Below are 17198 nucleotides of genomic sequence, written 5' to 3'. Positions count from 1 at the left end.
CAGCGCGCTCCGCACTCATCACAGCGTGCTCTGCACGATGCCCTGGCTGTCGCCAAGCACCAGCGCGACCTTGCCCTTCAGTGCCATATCCATCGCTGTGGTCTTCCTTGTTCCGGATGCGGCGGCCCATCAGCCGCGCGGGCGCCTGCTGACAACGGTTCCAGCCTCGGGCTGGAAATAGCTGCGCTCGGGCTTGTAGGTTCCGCTCGCCACGGTGATGCCCCAGCTTCCCGGCGCCAGCGCCATGAAGCCGTGGATGTCGGCGGGCGGGGCGATCACCACGCTGTCGCCCGGCTCCAGCACGCGGTCCTCGACCATGGTCAGGTCGGCCTTGCCGGGAACCGAGCCGTCGTCGCGCCGCTCGTAGACGGTGTGCTTCACCCGCCCCCGGTAGATCGCCATGCTTTCCCAGTTGCCATGGTCGTGGACGGCGATGGGCTGGCCGTCGGGCAGCTCGAACAGCAGGATCGACAGGTCGCCGTCATAGTAGAGGTACTGGGAATTGGCGACGTGGTTGCCGATGCGCGGCACGCCGGCCGTGCACAGGTCGGGCCGGGCGGCGAGCGCGGCCAACGGTTCGCGCAGCGCCTCCGTCAGGCGGGCGGTGTCGTGTCCGTGCGTCTCGATCGCCCGGATGACCGCCTGGGCGCAGGCGCGGATGGCGGTGCCGGTCTCGGGGCTGGCGGCCATGATGGTTCCTCCTGGGTGGGCGGTGGTCAGAGCGACGCCAGCAGGCGGCGGGTGGCGGCGACCGCCCGCGCCACGCGGGCTGGCGCGTCCATCGTCCGCGCCAGGGCGGCGGTGGGGATTTCGAGGGCGAGCGGCAGGCCGGGCGGAAGCGCGCGCAGCAGCCCGGTCAGGTCGATGCCGCCGTCGCCGGGAAACAGCCGCTCCTTCACCGCGGTGTGCAGCAGGGAGTCGCGGTCGGTCCCATAATCGCGCGGGGCGTCGCAGAGATGCATGTAGGCGAACAGGCCGGGCGGGATCGCCGCCACCTCGGCCGGCGTGCCGCCGGAGCGGTCGTAATGCAAGGCGTCGAGCGCGATGCCGATGTTCAGGCGCCCCACCCGGCCGATCAGCCGGGCGGCGGCGGTGGCGTTCGGCACGCTCATCCAGGGCACGAACTCGAACTGCACGGTCAGGCCGAAGCCGGCGGCATCGTCGCACAGCCGCCCCAGCCTTGCCGCCAACCGCCCCTCGTCGGGGTCGTCGCCGGTCGCCAGAACATGGCGGGCGCCCAGCTCGGCCGCCGCCTCCAGGAAGGAGCGGAAGGCGTCGAGGTCGGTGTGGGGCAGGATGCGGGCGGTGTTGGCGTCGAGCGCCGTGACGCCGCGGTCGGCCATGCGCCGCTTCATTTCGCGCCTGAGGGCGGGGTCGGCCAGCAGCGGCATCGGATCGCCGTCGGGCTGGCCGCCCAGCAGGCGCAGGCCGACATGGGCGCAGCCCTGGTCCGCCGCCACCGTCACCATGTCGGTCGGCGACAGCTCCGGCACCGTGTAGTAGGAGAGCGACAGCGGGTTCATGCCGCGCCTCCCGCCGCCTGGAGGGGGAAGGGAGCCGGACGGACACCTCCATATTGCGCCCAGGTTCCGGCAACGTGCCATCCGGCATCCACCACCAGATTGACGCCGGTGATCGCCGACGCCCGGTCGGAGGCCAGGAACTCGATGCTCTCCGCCACCTCGCGCGGCTGCACGATCCGGCCGAGCGCGGTGAATTCGGCCGGATCGGCGGCGTAGCGGCCCGACCGGATCCGTTCGACCACCCGAGGGACCAGCGTCGAGCCGGGCGAGACGCAGTTGACCCGGACCCCGGCGCGGCCCCACTCCCCGGCGAGGTTCAGCGTCAGGCTGACCACCCCCGCCTTGCTCGACGCATAGGCATGGACCGGCACCGAGCCGATGGCGGCAATCGATGCGATGTTGACGATGCTGCCCCGCCCCTGCCGCGCCATGCGGGTGCCGAAGGCGCGGTTGGCGTAATAGGTGCCGGTCAGGTTGACGTGGATTGTGCGCTCCCACACCTCCAGCGGCAGCTCGGCCGGCGGCAGCACCGGCTGGAAGACGGCGGCGGCGACCACCAGCGCGCCGACCGGGCCATGCGCCGCCTCGATGGCCGCCGCCGCCCGCTCCACCGCGCCGGCATCGGCGATGTCGAGCGCCAGCGCGGCGCCGCCGAGGTCGCCGGCAACCCGTTCCGCGGCGTCCGAGTCGAGGTCGGCGACCGCCAGCCGCCAGCCGCGCGCCGCCATCAGCCGGGCGGTCTCCTCGCCGATGCCGTTGCCGCCGCCGATGACGACGGCCAGCGCGCCGTCCGCGGTCGAGGTCTGCTGCGTCATGGCGGGGGCCTCCGTCACTTGCGCAGGTCGGCGGCGAGGAAGGAGCTGTCCAGCACCTTCGACCAGTCGACCGGGCCGGACCATTCGCCCATGCGCTCCATGCCCTTGACCCAGATGTTCAGGGCGTCCATGTCGAAATCGCCCTGGCTCCAGTATTTGATCGCCGCCATGCGCTTCATCGAGGCGGTGGCGACATCGACCGGCAGCGTGTCGCCATAGCGCTTGGCGACCATCTTCGCGGCCTCCTCCGGGTTCTCGTAGATGAAGTTCACCGCCGAGCGCCAGGCGGCGAGCAGCCCGCGCAGCTGGTCCGGGCTCTTGCGCATGAAGTCGCCGGTGGCGACGCCGACGGTCGGCGTCATCGACGGCAGGTTCTCCAGCGAGAAGGCAACCTTGTAGCGGTCCTTGCGGGCGCTGTAGAGCGGCTCCAGGATCAGCGCCGCGTCCACCCCGCCCTGTTCCAGCGCCGACAGGCCCGAGCCGACCGATCCCAGCGCCACCATGTCGGCCTTGCCGGGATAGCCGGCCGCCTCGAAGGCCATGACGACCATCAGCTCGCTCGACGATTTCGGCGCGGTGATGCCGACCTTGCGGCCGACCAGATCCTTGACCGAGGACACGCCGCTGTCCGGCCGCGTCACCCACAGCAGGTCGTCCACCCGGCGGATCGCGGTATGGACGATGCGGATGTCCATGCCCTGCCTGATGCCGGCCAGCGCGGTGGAGGTGCTGACGATGCCGTAGCCGAGGCCGCCGCCCACCATGTTGCGGATGCCGGTGCCGCCGCCGACCGAACTCATCACGTCGGTGACGTCGACGCCGTTCTTCTTGTAGTCGCCGCGCTCCAGCGCCACCGCGATGGGGGCGGTGTTCAGCAGGGCGCCATAGTGGGACGCCATGATCTCCAGCGCATGGGCCTGCGGTGCGGAGGCCAGCAGGCCGCCGATCAGCGGCACCGCCGCCAGCGCGCGGGTCAGGAAACGGGTGATGGTCATGGCGTCCCTCCGTTGTCAGTTTTGTCTTTTCTCAGCAGGCGGCGGGCGTTGCCAGCCAGCGCGGGCGACACGGCGCCGTGATGCCCGTCCTCCGGCTGGTCCCAGCCGGCGAAATTGGTGCCGAAGACCAGCCGGTCCGGCCCCACCACCTGCGTCAGCAGCGCCAACGCCCGGTCGTCGTTCAGGTGCGTGTCGAACCACAGGCGCGACAGCATCTCCTCGAAGGCGCCGTCCTTCTTCATCGACTGGCTGGCCCAGGGCCGCTTCATGCCGGCCTGCGCCAGCCGCCCGGCGGTGAAGGCGGCCGCCCCGCCGCCATGGCTGATCCAGACGTCCAGCCGGGGATGACGCTCCAGCACGCCGCCGAAGATCAGGGTGGCGACGGCGATGGTCTCCTGCGCGGCGAAGCCGATGATGACGTCGAGGTCGAAGCGCTTCAGCGCCGGGTCGCCGGGCGGCCCGTCGATGCCGGCCGGGGCCGGATGCAGGAACAGCGGCACGTCCAGCCGGACGAACGCCTCGTAGAGCCTGTCGAACTCCGGGCTGTGCAGCGGCTCGCCCGCGAATTCGGTGCCGGTCGCCGCCCCCCACAGTCCCAGTTCGCCGACGGAGCGCTCCAGCTCCTCCGTCGCGGCGCGCGGGTCCTGCATCGGCAGGGCGGCCAGCCCGGCCAGCCTGTCGGGATAGCGCGCGACCAGCTCGGCCAGCGCGTCGTTGTGCCGGCGGCAGAAGGAGACGGCCGAGGGCACGTCGATGTGGTGGAAGTAGTTCAGCGGACTGGCCGACAGCACTTGGAAATCGATGCCGGCCTGGTCCATGCGGCGCAGCCGCAGCTCCGGATCGGTGAAGGGGCTGTTCAGGTGGCGGACGCCGCTCAGCCGGTAATTGCCGACGCGGTACCAGGGCTGGCCGGTCTCGTCGACGCCATGCTCCGGCCCGTGGATGCCGGCGGCACCGTTGGTCGCCTCCAGGCGGACATGGGCATGGACGTCGATCAGCGTCGCGGTTTCGATGGGCATGGGAAGGTCCTTTCCGCCGGGCGGGCCGGCGGCCGGGAAGGAGGTGAACGGAGGTGCCGGATGGCTCAGGCGGCCCGGTGCATCCGGTTGTCGAGCGCGAGCAGCGCGCTGTTGACCGCCAGGGCGAACAGGCCGATCAGCACGGTGACGCTCATCATCGTCGCGGTGTCGTTGACGCTGATGCCGTTCATGATCATGAAGCCCAGCCCGCGCTTGGACGCGAACATCTCGCCGACCATCACGCCCAGCAGGGTGATGGAGAAGCTGATGCGCAGGCCGGTCACGATCTCCGGCACCGTCGCCGGCACCAGGACTGCGATCAGCGTCTGCATCCGCGTCAGCCGCATGGCGCGGGCCGAGCGCCGCAGCACCGGGTTCATGGCGCGGATGGCGCCCATGGTCACCAGCATCATCGGGATGAAGCCGTGCAGCGTGCCGAAGGCGACCTTCGCCGGCATGCCGAGCCCGAACAGCAGCAGGATCACCGGATAGAGCGTGACCTTGGGAATGGCGTAGAGGGTGACGAACAGCGGCTCCAGCACGTCCGACAGCGCGCGGTTGGCACCGATCAGCACACCCGCCAGCCCACCGCCGATGCAGGAGATCAGCAGCGACAGCCCCAGCGCCTTGGCGGTCTCCGCCACGTTTTCCCAGAAGGACGGGTTGCCGAACAGGACGGTCATCCGGTTCAGGGTGACGGTGGGCGAAGCCAGCGCCTCGTCCCCGGCGAGCCCGTGGAACAGCTGCCAGCCGCCCAGGATCAGCAGGGCGATGACGGCGGCAGCCACCAGCTTCTCCCCCGCCCCGGCGGTGTCGCGGGCGGCGCCGACGCGGCCGGCGCCCGAGCGGTGGCGCACGCGCTGTTCCGCCCAGTGCAGCAGCACGGTCAGGCTGGACACGAAGACCACGACGAACAGCAGCAGCGCGTACATCGTCCGGTCCTGGAGATTGTTGTACGCGAAGGCGATGGAGTAGCCGAGCCCGCTGCCGGCCAGGATGAACTCCGCCCCGATTACGCCGGTCACCGAATAGCTCAACGCCAGCTTCACCCCGGTGAAGATGTGCGGCCCGGCCGCCGGAAGCTGGATCAGCAGCGCGTCCTGGACGCGGTCGAGGCGGTAGGTGCGGCCGACCTTGCGCAGCACCGGCGGGATGCGGTCCAGCCCGGACAGCGTCGCCGTCACCATCGCCATCACCGCATAAAGGAAGCCCATGGCGATGATCGGCAGCGCGTTCATGCCGAGCAGCACGATGAACAGCGGATACAGCACGAAGAACGGCAGGGCGTAGTAGCTGGCGATCAGCGGCTCGACCGCCCGGCGGACCCGCGGCAGGGCGTGGAGCGCGACGCCGCCGGCAAAACCTGCAACCATCGCGGCGACGGCGGCGGCGAGGATGTTGCGCAGGGTGAAGCCGATCTGCGACCAGAAGCCGTCGGTTCCCATCAGCCGGACCAGCTCGGCCAGCATCTCCGACGGCGGGATCATTGTGGCGCGCCCGACATAGCCCAGCCGGCAGGACGCCTCCAGCGCCAGGACGGCCGCGGCGGTGATCAGCAGGCGCTGGATGCCGGCCCGCGTCATCCCATGACCCTCCGCTGGCTGGCCATCGCCTTCAGCGATTCCTCGCGCAGCGTGTTCCACAGCCGGGTGGTGACCTCACCGAAGGCCGGTTGGGCGGCGATGGCGCTGGTGCGGTCGCGCGGCCAGCCGGTTTCGACGATCTCGATGAAGCGGCCGGGGCGTGACGACATCACGCCGATGCGGTCGGACAGCATCGCCGCCTCGTCCAGCGCGTGGGTGATCAGCAGGACGGTCGCCCCGCTGGCCCGCCACAGCCGCAGCAGCTCGTCCCCCATCAGCAGGCGGGTCTGCTGGTCGAGTGCGCCGAACGGCTCGTCGAGCAGCACGAGGCGCGGGCGCATCACCAGCGTCCGGGCGATGCAGACGCGCTGGCGCATGCCGCCGGACAGCTGGTTGGGATAGGCGTCGGCGAAATCGTTCAGCCCCATGAAATCGATGGCATGGCGGACGCGCTCTTCCGCCTCCGCACCGCGGAAGCCGGCGCGGCGCAGGCCGAAGGCGATGTTGTCGCGCACGGACAGCCAGGGGAACGAGGCATCCTCCTGGAAGACCACGCCGACCCCGTCGGGAACCGTGCCGCGCACGCGCTTGCCTTCGAAGGTGATGGTGCCGTCGGTTGGGCTGCTCAGCCCGGCCAGCACGTCGAGCAGGGTGGATTTGCCGCAGCCGGACGGCCCGACGATGGAGAAGAACTCTCCCCGGCGCAGTTCAAGATCGACCGGACCCAGCGCATGGACCGCCGATCCGAAGATGCGGGTGACGCCGGTCATCACCGCGTGGGCGCCGGCCGCGAGGCCGTTGGAACTCTGGGCACCGTTCGGACCCTGGGCGCGGCCGAAGGGAATGGGCTGCGCCGGATGGGACGCACCTGCCGGACCTTGGGAGAGATCCTTGGAAGGATCCTGGGGGATCGGTGCTCTTTCTGACGATAGGCCACGCATGGGCTGCATCTCCCTCCCGGTGTCGGGCATTCGGCGTTGCGCCTGAATTCTGTTTGTTTTGTAAGCATACAAATGCAGCCCGCCGGCCCTGTCTAGGACAGCTTTGGACCACCCCCATACAAAAATTGTTTGCCCTCCCCCGCCGCCGATGCGAGGCTTCTGTCCCTGCCGGTGGCGTGCCCCACGGCTGCCCCACTTGGGCCGCCCCACCTGGGCTGCCAGGATGGGCCGCAACGATGGATCCCGACCGATGCGCAGCCGCCAGTTGGAAAGCTTCATCCTCGTCTGCGAACTCGGCAGCATCAGCAAGGCGGCGCTGGCGCTGAACATCGCGCAGCCGGCGCTGGGGGTGCAGATCAAGGCGTTGGAGCGGGAGTTCGGCGTGCCGCTACTGGTCCGCACCGTCACCGGAACCCACCCCACCCCGGCCGGCCTGCTCTTTCTGGAAGAGGCGCGGCTGATGGTGCGGCGCCTGCAGGATTTGAAACGGTCGCTGCGCGAGGTCGCCGGGCAGGTCCCGAGAACGCTGGCCGTGGGACTGACCCCCAGCCTGTCCGGGCTGCTGGCCGGCAGGCTGATGGAACGGCTGCACGGCGCCCTGCCGGGGGTGGAACTGAAGCTGTTCGAAGAGCTGAGCCATGCCCTCATCGGCCATGTCTCATCGGGCAAGCTGGATCTGGCGCTGGCCTACACGGTGCCGCGCAGCCGCTTGCTGCACCGGGAACCGCGGCTGAACGAGGCGCTGTGCCTGATCACCCATCCGGGTTCGCGGTTCGACGGGAGCGGCCCGCTGTCACTGGCGGCCATCGCCGACGCCGAACTGGCGATGCCCAACGAGGGCGATCTGGTCAGGCGTCTGGTCACCGACGCGATGACGGCGCGCGGGCTGGTGCCAAACATCGCCTTCTCACTCGAATCGATGCAGGCGATCAAGGACATGGTCCGGCGCGGGCTGGCCTGCGCGATCCTGCCGCACAGCGCCGTCGCGGAAGACATCCAGTCCGGCGCCCTGGTGATCCGGCCGATCTGCGACCCGGCGCTGATGCGCACGCTGTTCCTCATCCATCCCGCCGGAACCGACGTGAATGCCGCCACGGCAGAGGCGCTGCGCATCATCGACGGCCTGCTGGACGAGCTGAGGCGGAGGGACCGGAACTTCACCGTCGCGACGGAAGAGGCGTGATGGTTTCCATATGGCCGTTACCGATTTCAATGGTGTTGTCGGTGGTGATCCCGGTTAAGGCTTCGGCCCAGGGCGCACCCCGATTGCGCACCAGCCCCTAAACAATCCTTGAACAGTCCCTGAACAGCCCTCGCCGCGAGAGGGCACAATCGAACGGAAAAGCCAATGAAGCCCGCCCCCATCACCGCGCCCCCCGCAGATGCCGCTGCACGCAAGGCGGTCAGGCCGGTCATCTGCTATCCGACGCAGAGCCTGCCGCGTGCCGATCTGGCGGCCTACCGCGCGGTGCGGGACGGGATGGAGCTGGTCGGGACGGCGGTGGTCCCGCCGCGCGATGCGGCCACCTGGACCGTGCCCGCCGGCCATTTCTGCCGCATCGTCTCGACCGAGGGCGCACAGGTTGGCGACCTCAACCTCTTCAACGCCAACGATTTGAAGGAGCGGCTCTATACCGGCAAGACCCGCGCGCTGAACGGCACCCATGTCGGGCTTGGCGATCAGCTGTTTTCCAACCTCCCCTATCTCCGCCCCATCGCCACCATCACGCACGACACGCTCGACTGGTACGGTTTCGACGAATTCGGCGGGTCGGTGCATGACGTCATCGGCACCCGCTGCGACCCCTACACGCACAATCTGCTCAGCGCCGGGGACCATTACCACCACTGCTGCCATTCGAATCTCACCCGCGCCCTGGCGAAAGCCACCGGCATGACCCTGCCCGAGGCCGAACCCCACATCCACGATGTGCTGAACGTCTTCATGTGCACGGGCTTCAGCCGGGACACCGGGCAGTATTTCATGAAGGCCAGCCCGGTGCGGCCGGGCGATTATCTCGAGTTTTTCGCCGAAGTCGACCTGCTCGGCTGCATGTCCGCCTGCCCCGGCGGCGATTGCTCGTCGGAGCATTCCTCGGACGCGGCCAGTTGCCATCCGCTCCTCGTCGAGATCTACAAGCCCGCCCGACTGCCGGAGGGATGGCGCGCACCGGCCATCAATGGCTACGACCGAAGCCACGGCTGCTGAACAGCTCCAGACATCGCAGATCGCACTTGCACCGCGGCCGATCCCGATGACTCAATGGAGCGGCTATCGAGCGGAGTGACGGACACATCATGCGCGAAATCTTGAAGATGGGCGATCCCCGCTTGCAGCGGGTGGCGAGGCCGGTCGAGGATATCCACGACCCGGCGGTGACGTCGCTGATCGCCGAGATGTTCGAAACCATGCATGCCGCCAGCGGCGCCGGGCTGGCCGCTCCGCAGATCGGCGTCGACCTGCGGGTGATCGTCTTCGGCTTCGACGCCAATCCGCGCTACCCGGACGTGCCTCCCGTCCCCGTCACCACGCTGATCAATCCCTGGTTCGAAAAACTCACCGAAGAGGTGGAGGAATCCTGGGAGGGCTGCCTGTCGGTTCCGGGTCTGCGCGGGATGGTTCCGCGCTGCACGCACATCCGTTATGGCGGCACCCTGGAGGACGGCACGACGCTCGTCCGCGAAGCGAAAGGCTTCCACGCGCGGGTCTTCCAGCACGAGTTCGACCACCTCGACGGCTTCCTCTATCCCCAGCGGATCGTGGACATGACCAAGTTCGGCTTCATCGACGTCCTGTTCCCGGAGTCCGGACTGGCCGATCTGGAAGCGCACTGACCCGATCCAGGCGGGAGATGTCCTCCGCCGAAAACCCCCACTCCTCCAGGACGCTCCGCGTGTGCTCTCCCGGCTCCGGCGGCGGCCCCTGGACCGCCGGCCGGCTGCGGCTGAAGCGCGGGGCCGGCGCCGGCTGAACCACGCCGTCCAGTTGGACGAAACTTCCACGCGCAGCCATGTGCGGGTGGTGCGGCGCCTCCGCCATCGACAGGACGGGGGCGAAGCAGACGTCGGTCCCCTCCAGCAGAGCGCACCACTCGTCGCGCGTCCGCGTCCGGAAGGCCTCGGCGAAGGCCTTGCGCAGACAGGGCCAATTGGCTTCGCTGCGGTCGCGCAAGGCCGCGTCGGTCAGCCCGAGGAGTTCCAGCAGTCTCTCGTAGAAGCGCGGCTCCAGCGGGCCGATGGCGACATGCCTGCCGTCGCTGGTCTCGTAGCTGTCGTACCAGGGAACGCCGCCGTCGAGCAGGTTCCCCGCCCGGCGGTCCCGCCACAGCCCGGCATCCAGCAGCCCGTAGAGCGCAGCGCCCAGCGAGGCCGCCCCGTCGACCATCGCCGCGTCGACCACCTGCCCGCGCCCCGACCGTTGGCGTTCGAGCAGGGCGCAGACGATGCCGAACGCCAGATACATGGCACCGCCGCCATAATCGCCGATCAGGTTCAGCGGCGGCAGCGGCCGGTCGGCCGGGCCGATGGCGTGCAGCATGCCGCTGAGCGCGATGTAGTTCAGGTCGTGCCCGGCGGCCTTCGCCAGCGGCCCCTCCTGACCCCAGCCGGTGATCCGGCCATAGACCAGCAGCGGGTTGACAGCCAGCAGCTCGTCGGGACCGAGGCCGAGCCGCTCCATCACGCCGGGCCGGAAGCCTTCGATCAGGGCGTCGGCCCGGACCGCCAGCCGCTTCAGCGCCGCCGCCCCTTCCGGACTTTTGAGATCGAGCACGACCGAGCGCCGGCCGCGGTTGGTGACGTTGCTGGGGACCGGAATGTCGATGCCCTGGTCGGGCGCCGAGGCGCGGTCGATGCGGATCACCTCCGCCCCCATGTCGGACAGCATCATGGCGCAGAACGGGCCGGGCCCGATACCGGCGATCTCGATGACGCGCAGGCCCGCCAGCGGCCCCGTCGGCTTCCCATTCTCCATCGCATCCCGCTCCACAAGGTTTCTGCTCATTCGCCGCAGCCCGCGCGCCGTTTTTCAGGGCGTGCGGCGTCCCGGTCAGCGCACGGTGTCGAAATCGAGCCGGATCACCGGCTTGCCGACGCTGCGCCGGTTCCGGAAATCGTCCAGCAGCCCGACCAGCGCGGACAGCGGATGAACGATGGGTCGTTCCGGCCGGAGAATACCGGCCTCGAACAGCGTGCGCAGGCGCGCCAGCAGCGCCCGGTTGGCCGCCGGCTCCTGCTGCATGAAGCCGCCCCAATCCACCCCGACGACGCTCGCCCGCTTCAGGAGCGGCAGGTTGAGCGGAAGGCGCGGGATCTCACCGGCGGCGAAGCCGACGACCAGATGGCGCCCGCCGGGGGCGAGGCTGCGGAAGGCCGGTTCGGACAGGGCGCCGCCCACCGGGTCCAGCACCAGATCGACCCCGCCGCCCAGCGTTTCCGTCATCGCGCGGCGCCAGTCCGCGGCGCCGTAATCGACCGCCAGATCGGCGCCGCGCGCCCGGCAGAAGGCCAGCTTCTCCGCCGAGGAGGCCGCCGCGACCACCCGGCCGCCAAGCCCGCGCGCGATGTCGATGGCAGCCGCTCCCACCGTCCCGGCACCGCCGAGCACCAGCACCGTCTCGCCGGCGCGCATCCGCCCGCAGGTCTCCAGCGCATAGAGGCTGGTCGCGTAAGCGCTGAGGACCGAGGCGGCGGTGGCGGCGTCCATGTCCGGCGGCGTCGCCATGCAATGGTCGCAGCGGGCCACCGCGCGTTCGGCCAGCGCACCGGTGAAGGCGATGGCGGCGACCCGGAGGCCGACCAGCGCCGGATCGCCGCCCTCCCCCACCGCCAGCACCCGCCCGGCCAGTTCGCGGCCCGGAACGAAGGGGGGGGCCGGGCGCTCCTGGTAGCGTCCGCCCAGCAGGACCGCGTCGAAGCCGCCGATGCCGACCGCCTCGACCGCGATCAGCGCCTCGCCGGGGCCGGGCTCCGGTCCGGCGGTCTCGGCGATGCGCAATTCGGGCGGATCGCCGTAGGACAGGCACTGCAACGCCTTCATCGGATGGCCCCCCCGCGCAGCCGGCTCAGGCCATTCTTGACCACGACGATTTCGTGCGCCTTGACCCGCGCCTGGAAGGACACGGCGTCGCCGTCCACCCACAGATCGACGGTGATCGTCTCCCCCGGAAAGACCGGGGCCGAGAAGCGCGCCTGATGGTGCAGCATGCGCTCCGGCTGGAAATCGCAGCAGGCCGCCAGCACGGCGCGGGCGGTGATCGCATAGGTGCAGAGCCCGTGCAGGATCGGGCGTGGAAAGCCGGCGGTGCGCGCCGCTTCCGGGTCGGCGTGCAGCGGGTTGAGGTCGCCGGACAGCCGGTAGAGCAGCGCCTGCGACGGCGTGGTCGGCATGTCCAGCGACAGGTCGGGTGCACGGCCGGGCACCGGATGCGGCGCCGGCTGTCCGTCGGCCGGCCCGCCGAAGCCGCCTTCCGCCCGGCCGAAGGCGGTGGTGACGACGGTCGCCAGCGGCTCGGGGTCGCCGTCGAGGCGCAGGATCTTCTCCTGGGCGAAGACCGCGCCCTTCCCTGCCCCCTTGTCCCAGGCGCCGACCATGCGGCCCTCGACGATGCCCCTGCCGCTCGGCGGAATCGGCCCGTGCAGGGTGATGGACTGCTCGCCATGCAGGAGGTAGCGGGTGTCGAGCCCGATCTGGAACAGCGGCCCCCCGGCGAAGGTCGGGACAATGGGGAAGGTCGGCAGCACCTTCAGGCCGCGTTCGTAGACGAAGGGCAATTCCTTCTCGTCCATGGAACTGGCCCCCGCCCCGACCCCCAGCGCGTAAAGCATCACGTCGCGCTCGGTCCAGGACACCGGATCCTGGGTCCTCAGCGCCATGATCGCCGCATGATCCAGCATGGTCCGCTCCCTTCCGCTTCAGTTCACCCCGCGCGTTCTGCCGCGCCAGTAGGGTTCGCGCAACGCCTTGCGGTCCACCTTGCCGAGGCCGGTCAGCGGCATGTCGGCGACGATGTCGATGGATTTCGGCGACCAGGGCGCGCCGCGCACTGCCTTCACATGCGCCTGGAGGTCCGCCGGTTCCACCGCGGCGCCGGGGCGCAGGGTGACGAATCCCTTCACCGCCTCGCCCCATTTGCTGTCCGGGATGCCGATCACCCCGGCCAGCGACACCGCCGGATGCGCCATCAGCGCATCCTCGACCTCGCGCGGATAGATGTTGAAGCCGCCGGAGATGATCATGTCCTTGGTGCGGTCCACGATGTGCAGAAACCCCTCGGCATCGCGCCGGGCGACGTCGCCGGTGTGCAGCCAGCCGCCGTGGAAGGCCTGCTCCGTCAGGTCCGGCTGACGCCAGTAGCCGGCCATCACCAGCGGTCCGCGCACGCACAGCTCGCCCGGCTCGCCGACCGCGACCTCGCGCATGTCGGCGTCGAACAGCTTCACGTCGCACAGCGCGGTCGGCCGCCCGCAGGAGCCGAGCCGCTCCGGCCTGCGCAGGTCATGGTCGACCCGGCGCAGCGTGGTGACGCATTGCGGCGCCTCCGACTGGCCGTAGAGCTGGAGGAAGACGGGGCCGAAGGCGTCGATGGCCCGGCGCAGCAGGTCCGGCGCCATCGGGGCCGCCCCGTAGACGATCAGACCGAGCGACGACAGGTCGTGCCGGGCCAGCAGGGCCGGATCCTCCACCAGCGTGTTGACGATGGTCGGCACCAGAAAGGCGGCGGTGATGCGCTCCTCCTCCACCGTGCGGCAGAACTCCGGGCCGTCGAAGCCGGGCAGCAGCCGGGCCGAGCCGCCCATCAGCATGATCGGGTACAGCATGATGCCGCCGGCATGGCTGATCGGCGTGACCGCGGCATAGCGCAGCTCGGCCGGCCATTCCCATTCGGCGGCGATGGTGGAGGCCATGGCGGCGATGGTCCGGTGCGGCAGCATGATGCCCTTGGACCGGCCGGTCGTGCCGCCGGTGTAGCAGAGCAGCGAGATGTCCTCCGCCTCCACCTGCGGGTCGAGCGGTGCCGGCTCCAGCCGCGGCAGTTCCTCCAGAAGATCCCGGACGCCGCCGTCCGGTCCGCCCAATGGACCGAGGGACAGCAGATGGTCCAGCGCCGGCACCCGCGCGCGCAGCGCCAGCGCGCGCGGCCCGAACCGTTCGGCATCGACGATCAGGGCGCGCGCCTCGCAGTCGGCCAGGATGAAAGCGTGGTCGTCCTCGCCGGACAGCGGATGCAGCGGCGTGTAGCGGATGCCGAGGATGTTGGCGGCGCAGATGGCGGCCCAGGGCTCCACCCGGTTGCCGGTCAGGATGGCGACGCCGTCGCCCTTGCCGAGACCGAGGGAGCGGAAACAGGTGACGAAGCGGCCGATCCAGCCGCCAAGCTCGGCATAGGTCCAGCGCGTCCGGCGGTCGGCCAGCGCCGGGCGGTCGGCGAAGCGGGCGACGGCGTCGGCGATCAGGCGCCCCGCCGTGCCGCCGGTGTGCAGGGATGGCATCGAACGGTCCCCTCACGGGCAATGATGGCGTGAAAGCCGAAACCGGCCCGGCGAATTGCGGTAAAAGGCCCCCTCCCCCGTTGGGAGAAGGGTGAGGGAGGGGGCGAGAGCCGTCATGCGCTCACTTCTTCACCAGCGGGCACTTGCTCTCCGACAGCGGCGCGAAAGCCTCCTCGCCGGGGATGGTCTTCAGCAGGGTGTAATAGTCCCAGGGCTGCTTGCTCTCCGACGGCGCCTTGACCTTGAACAGGTACATGTCGCGCAGCACGATGTTGTCGGCGCGCAGATGCGACGGCTTGGTCACCGCATCGCTGATCGTCGTCTCCTTCATCGCCTTCAGGACCGGAGCGGTGTCGGTGCTGTTCGCCGCCTTGACGGCCTTGAGGTAATGGTTCACCGCCGAATAGAGGCCGGCCTGCACCATGGTCGGCATCTTGCCGCGCTTGTCGAAGAAGCGCTTCGACCATGCCCGCGTCTGGTCGTTCAGGTCCCAATAGAAGGATTCGGTGACGTACATCCCCTTGGCCATCGGCAACCCCATGGCGTCGATGTCGGTGATCATCGGCAGGAGCGGCGTCAGGGCGACGCTGCCGTTCAGGCCGTACTCGTTGGCCTGCTTCACCGCGTTGATGGTGTCGGGACCGGAGTTGCCGAAGCCGATGGCCTTGGCGCCCGAGCTTTGCCCCATCAGGATCTGCGAGGAGAAGTCGTTGTTGTTGAAGGGATGCTTGACCGAGCCCAGCACCGTGCCGCCGGCCGCCAGCACGCCCTTGGTCGCATCCTCCTCCAGCGAACGGCCGCCGGCATAATCGGCGGTGACGAAATACCAGGTCTTGGCGCCGTCCATGGTGACCGCCTTCGCCGTCGTGGCGGCGACCGCGCGGGTGTTGTAGCTCCAGTGCAGGGTGGTCGGCTTGCAGTCCTCGCCGGACAGGCTGTTCTGGCCGGAGGCGGTGGCGAGCACCAGCGTGTTCTTCTCGGCGCCGATGTTCGACACCGCCAGCGTGACCGAGGCGCCGGCCACGTCGGTCAGCACGTTGACGCCCTGCTCGTCGATCCACTTCCGGGCGATGCTGGAGGCGACGTCGGCCTTGCTGGTGTGGTCGGCGGACACCAGCGAGATCTTGAAGCCCGGCTTCTCCGCCGCGGTGAAGTCGTCGATTGCCATCTGCGCCGCCAGCACCGAGCCGGGTCCGACCAGATCGGAATAGATGCTGCTCATGTCGGTGAGCACGCCGATCTTCACCTCCTTGACCGGGGTCTCGGCCCCGGCGGCGGTGGGCGCGGCGGCCGTCACCGCCGACAGGGCGGCGGCGATGGCCAGACAGGACACGGCACCACGAAGCGACTTGGCGAACAACATGGCTTTCCTCCCCGGAATTCGGATTTTTCGCTTTTGGATTCTGGCTGCCGGCTTTTCTCGCCGGTCCATGCCCGCCGGCCGGCGCGGCTCAGCGCAGAACATGCTCGATGCTGTAGACCCTGGCCGCGGTGCGGCTGAACAGTGCCGCCTTCTCGTCGGCCGACGCCCCGGCGGCGAGCCGCTTGAAGCCGTTCCAGAGGACCGCGTAGCTGCACGACAGCTGGTCCACCGGGAAGTTGCTTTCGAACATCGCGCGGTCGGGACCGAAGGCCTCGATGCAGGTCTCGATGTAGGGACGCCATGCCGCGGCCAGATCCTCGGAGGACGGCGGCACCGGCCGTTCGTGGAAGCCGAAACCGCCCAGCCGCATCGCCAGCCCGCCCAGCTTGACGGTCACGTTGGGACGGCGCGCCACCTCCAGGATGCCGGCCTTCCATTGCGCGAAGACCTCGTCGCGCCGGCCGGCGTAGGGACCGATGCCGACCGGGCCGCCGACATGGTCGAGGACGATGGACGTTTCCGGGAAGGCCGCCGCCAGATCGGCGACATCGGAAAGCTGGTGATGGTAGACCCAGGCATCGAAGGTCAGGCCCAGCGGCGCCAGACAGGCGAAGCCGCGGCGGAGCTGCCCGTCGCGCAGCAGCCCTTCCGGCGGGGTGCGCATGGTGGTGCGGATTTCCGGGTTCGGGTCCCAGGAGGTCGATTGGCGGATGCCCTTGAAGCGCCCCTTGCCGGCGGCGATGTGGGCCTCCAGCACGGCGCGCACACCCTCGCCCTCGCGCAGGTCGGCATAGCTGATGATGCCGGCGCACAGGCCGGCCGGCCGGTAGACCCCCGCCTCGCACCGGTCGGCGATGGCGGTGACGAATTCGGTCTCGCCGACCGGCCGCATGTTCTCCGGCCCGTCGGTGCGGTACCCCTCGGTGCAGTCGGCGAAGACGGTGGCGACGACGTTGTGGCCCGCCTGCGCGTCGCGCTGCAATTCCTCGGCGAGGTAGCGCGGCGACCGCGGAGAGTCCCACAGATGGTGGTGCGGGTCGATGATCGGCAGATCCGGCTCCAGGATCGCCTCTTCCCGCAGGGCCAGCCAGTTCGGGTCCGCCGAAGGCAGGATCGCGCTCTGCGTGCCGCTCTTGGTCTCGGTCATTCGGTCCTCTCGTGAACGTCGGATGAGCGGCCGGGAAACGAACCGGCGCCGCCGATCCTTCCGCCGCCATCCCGGCGGGTGTCGGAGCCGGCGCGGCGAGGTCCGCGCTTCGCACACCGTTTATTGCTGGACAAGTCAATCATAAGCCTAACGAACATGGAACATAAAAAATCACGCAGGATTGATTTTTAGCGGTGCTTCATGTGCGCCCGGCTCCGCCGCCGCTCTCCACCCTTCGGCTGAGAGGTGTGTCGCCAAGCCGCCGGCGGGCCAGGAGCCGAGAAGCGGATTGACAGATAAAATAATTCGTGTGTGATTGTA

16 protein-coding genes are annotated in these 17198 nt (G+C 69.6%); 3 read left to right on the top strand and 13 right to left on the bottom strand.

The window, feature by feature from the left end; translation table 11 throughout:
* Positions 1–129: 129 nt before the first annotated feature.
* The 7 genes from ABNQ39_RS34905 to ABNQ39_RS34875 form a co-directional block, all read right to left on the bottom strand.
* Entirely contained in the window at positions 130–690 is a 561-nt protein-coding gene (locus ABNQ39_RS34905) for a hypothetical protein (protein ID WP_376966711.1), read from the bottom strand.
* Positions 691–716: 26 nt separating this feature from the next.
* Positions 717–1523: a sugar phosphate isomerase/epimerase family protein gene (locus ABNQ39_RS34900; RefSeq protein WP_376966709.1), complete on the bottom strand. Its 807-nt coding sequence runs from the start codon at positions 1521–1523 to the stop codon at positions 717–719.
* Positions 1520–2338: an SDR family NAD(P)-dependent oxidoreductase gene (locus tag ABNQ39_RS34895; protein WP_376967126.1), complete on the bottom strand. Its 819-nt coding sequence runs from the start codon at positions 2336–2338 to the stop codon at positions 1520–1522. Before ABNQ39_RS34895 ends, ABNQ39_RS34900 begins: the two co-directional genes overlap by 4 nt.
* Before the next feature lie 14 nt (positions 2339–2352).
* Positions 2353–3333, bottom strand: a complete 981-nt coding sequence (locus tag ABNQ39_RS34890; RefSeq protein WP_109050181.1) for an ABC transporter substrate-binding protein — start codon at positions 3331–3333, stop codon at positions 2353–2355.
* Positions 3330–4352 carry an amidohydrolase family protein gene (locus ABNQ39_RS34885; RefSeq protein WP_376966704.1) on the bottom strand — a complete coding sequence of 341 codons (1023 nt, stop codon included), beginning with the start codon at positions 4350–4352 and terminating at the stop codon, positions 3330–3332. The genes ABNQ39_RS34890 and ABNQ39_RS34885 overlap by 4 nt, the downstream gene beginning before the upstream one ends.
* 65 nt (positions 4353–4417) lie before the next feature.
* The gene (locus ABNQ39_RS34880; protein WP_376966702.1) at positions 4418–5935 is read right to left on the bottom strand and encodes an ABC transporter permease; all 1518 of its coding nucleotides are present in this window, start codon (positions 5933–5935) and stop codon (positions 4418–4420) included.
* Positions 5932–6876 (bottom strand): ABC transporter ATP-binding protein, encoded by a 945-nt coding sequence (locus tag ABNQ39_RS34875; RefSeq protein WP_376967124.1) that lies wholly within the window; start codon positions 6874–6876, stop codon positions 5932–5934. Before ABNQ39_RS34875 ends, ABNQ39_RS34880 begins: the two co-directional genes overlap by 4 nt.
* A gap of 250 nt (positions 6877–7126) precedes the next feature.
* On the opposite strand from ABNQ39_RS34875, the gene ABNQ39_RS34870 reads away from it, so the two are divergent.
* From ABNQ39_RS34870 to def, 3 genes are all read left to right on the top strand, one after another.
* Complete coding sequence (locus ABNQ39_RS34870; protein WP_376966698.1) at positions 7127–8059, top strand: LysR family transcriptional regulator; 933 nt, start codon at positions 7127–7129, stop codon at positions 8057–8059.
* 165 nt (positions 8060–8224) lie between these two features.
* Complete coding sequence (locus ABNQ39_RS34865) at positions 8225–9085, top strand: urea carboxylase-associated family protein (RefSeq protein WP_376966696.1); 861 nt, start codon at positions 8225–8227, stop codon at positions 9083–9085.
* Positions 9086–9174: 89 nt separating this feature from the next.
* Positions 9175–9711: a peptide deformylase gene (def, locus tag ABNQ39_RS34860; protein ID WP_376966694.1), complete on the top strand. Its 537-nt coding sequence runs from the start codon at positions 9175–9177 to the stop codon at positions 9709–9711.
* On the opposite strand, the gene ABNQ39_RS34855 is transcribed toward def, so the two are convergent.
* The 6 genes from ABNQ39_RS34855 to ABNQ39_RS34830 form a co-directional block, all read right to left on the bottom strand.
* Entirely contained in the window at positions 9659–10879 is a 1221-nt protein-coding gene (locus tag ABNQ39_RS34855; RefSeq protein WP_376966692.1) for a CaiB/BaiF CoA transferase family protein, read from the bottom strand. The two genes, def and ABNQ39_RS34855, sit on opposite strands and share 53 nt — an antisense overlap.
* A gap of 45 nt (positions 10880–10924) precedes the next feature.
* A complete protein-coding gene (locus ABNQ39_RS34850; protein ID WP_376966690.1) occupies positions 10925–11914 on the bottom strand; it encodes an NADPH:quinone oxidoreductase family protein in 990 nt (329 codons plus the stop codon).
* Complete coding sequence (locus ABNQ39_RS34845) at positions 11911–12771, bottom strand: MaoC/PaaZ C-terminal domain-containing protein (RefSeq protein ID WP_376966688.1); 861 nt, start codon at positions 12769–12771, stop codon at positions 11911–11913. Before ABNQ39_RS34845 ends, ABNQ39_RS34850 begins: the two co-directional genes overlap by 4 nt.
* A gap of 18 nt (positions 12772–12789) precedes the next feature.
* Complete coding sequence (locus tag ABNQ39_RS34840) at positions 12790–14367, bottom strand: AMP-binding protein (protein WP_376966686.1); 1578 nt, start codon at positions 14365–14367, stop codon at positions 12790–12792.
* 121 nt (positions 14368–14488) lie between these two features.
* The gene (locus tag ABNQ39_RS34835; protein ID WP_376966684.1) at positions 14489–15730 is read right to left on the bottom strand and encodes an ABC transporter substrate-binding protein; all 1242 of its coding nucleotides are present in this window, start codon (positions 15728–15730) and stop codon (positions 14489–14491) included.
* A gap of 88 nt (positions 15731–15818) precedes the next feature.
* Entirely contained in the window at positions 15819–16877 is a 1059-nt protein-coding gene (locus tag ABNQ39_RS34830; protein ID WP_376966682.1) for an amidohydrolase family protein, read from the bottom strand.
* Positions 16878–17198: the final 321 nt, after the last annotated feature.

This window comes from Azospirillum sp. A26 (assembly GCF_042604635.1).
In the GTDB taxonomy this organism is placed as follows: domain Bacteria; phylum Pseudomonadota; class Alphaproteobacteria; order Azospirillales; family Azospirillaceae; genus Azospirillum; species Azospirillum palustre.
The sequence above is the reverse complement of the archived record's forward strand: the minus strand, read 5'-3'. Positions and strand labels throughout refer to the sequence as shown.

Coding starts and splice junctions, on each gene's coding strand:
- ABNQ39_RS34905 (WP_376966711.1), bottom strand. CDS start 690: ATGGCCGCCAGCCCCGAGACCGGCACCGCCATCCGCGCCTGCGCCCAG.
- ABNQ39_RS34900 (WP_376966709.1), bottom strand. CDS start 1,523: ATGAACCCGCTGTCGCTCTCCTACTACACGGTGCCGGAGCTGTCGCCG.
- ABNQ39_RS34895 (WP_376967126.1), bottom strand. CDS start 2,338: ATGACGCAGCAGACCTCGACCGCGGACGGCGCGCTGGCCGTCGTCATC.
- ABNQ39_RS34890 (WP_109050181.1), bottom strand. CDS start 3,333: ATGACCATCACCCGTTTCCTGACCCGCGCGCTGGCGGCGGTGCCGCTG.
- ABNQ39_RS34885 (WP_376966704.1), bottom strand. CDS start 4,352: ATGCCCATCGAAACCGCGACGCTGATCGACGTCCATGCCCATGTCCGC.
- ABNQ39_RS34880 (WP_376966702.1), bottom strand. CDS start 5,935: ATGACGCGGGCCGGCATCCAGCGCCTGCTGATCACCGCCGCGGCCGTC.
- ABNQ39_RS34875 (WP_376967124.1), bottom strand. CDS start 6,876: ATGCGTGGCCTATCGTCAGAAAGAGCACCGATCCCCCAGGATCCTTCC.
- ABNQ39_RS34870 (WP_376966698.1), top strand. CDS start 7,127: ATGCGCAGCCGCCAGTTGGAAAGCTTCATCCTCGTCTGCGAACTCGGC.
- ABNQ39_RS34865 (WP_376966696.1), top strand. CDS start 8,225: ATGAAGCCCGCCCCCATCACCGCGCCCCCCGCAGATGCCGCTGCACGC.
- def (WP_376966694.1), top strand. CDS start 9,175: ATGCGCGAAATCTTGAAGATGGGCGATCCCCGCTTGCAGCGGGTGGCG.
- ABNQ39_RS34855 (WP_376966692.1), bottom strand. CDS start 10,879: ATGAGCAGAAACCTTGTGGAGCGGGATGCGATGGAGAATGGGAAGCCG.
- ABNQ39_RS34850 (WP_376966690.1), bottom strand. CDS start 11,914: ATGAAGGCGTTGCAGTGCCTGTCCTACGGCGATCCGCCCGAATTGCGC.
- ABNQ39_RS34845 (WP_376966688.1), bottom strand. CDS start 12,771: ATGCTGGATCATGCGGCGATCATGGCGCTGAGGACCCAGGATCCGGTG.
- ABNQ39_RS34840 (WP_376966686.1), bottom strand. CDS start 14,367: ATGCCATCCCTGCACACCGGCGGCACGGCGGGGCGCCTGATCGCCGAC.
- ABNQ39_RS34835 (WP_376966684.1), bottom strand. CDS start 15,730: ATGTTGTTCGCCAAGTCGCTTCGTGGTGCCGTGTCCTGTCTGGCCATC.
- ABNQ39_RS34830 (WP_376966682.1), bottom strand. CDS start 16,877: ATGACCGAGACCAAGAGCGGCACGCAGAGCGCGATCCTGCCTTCGGCG.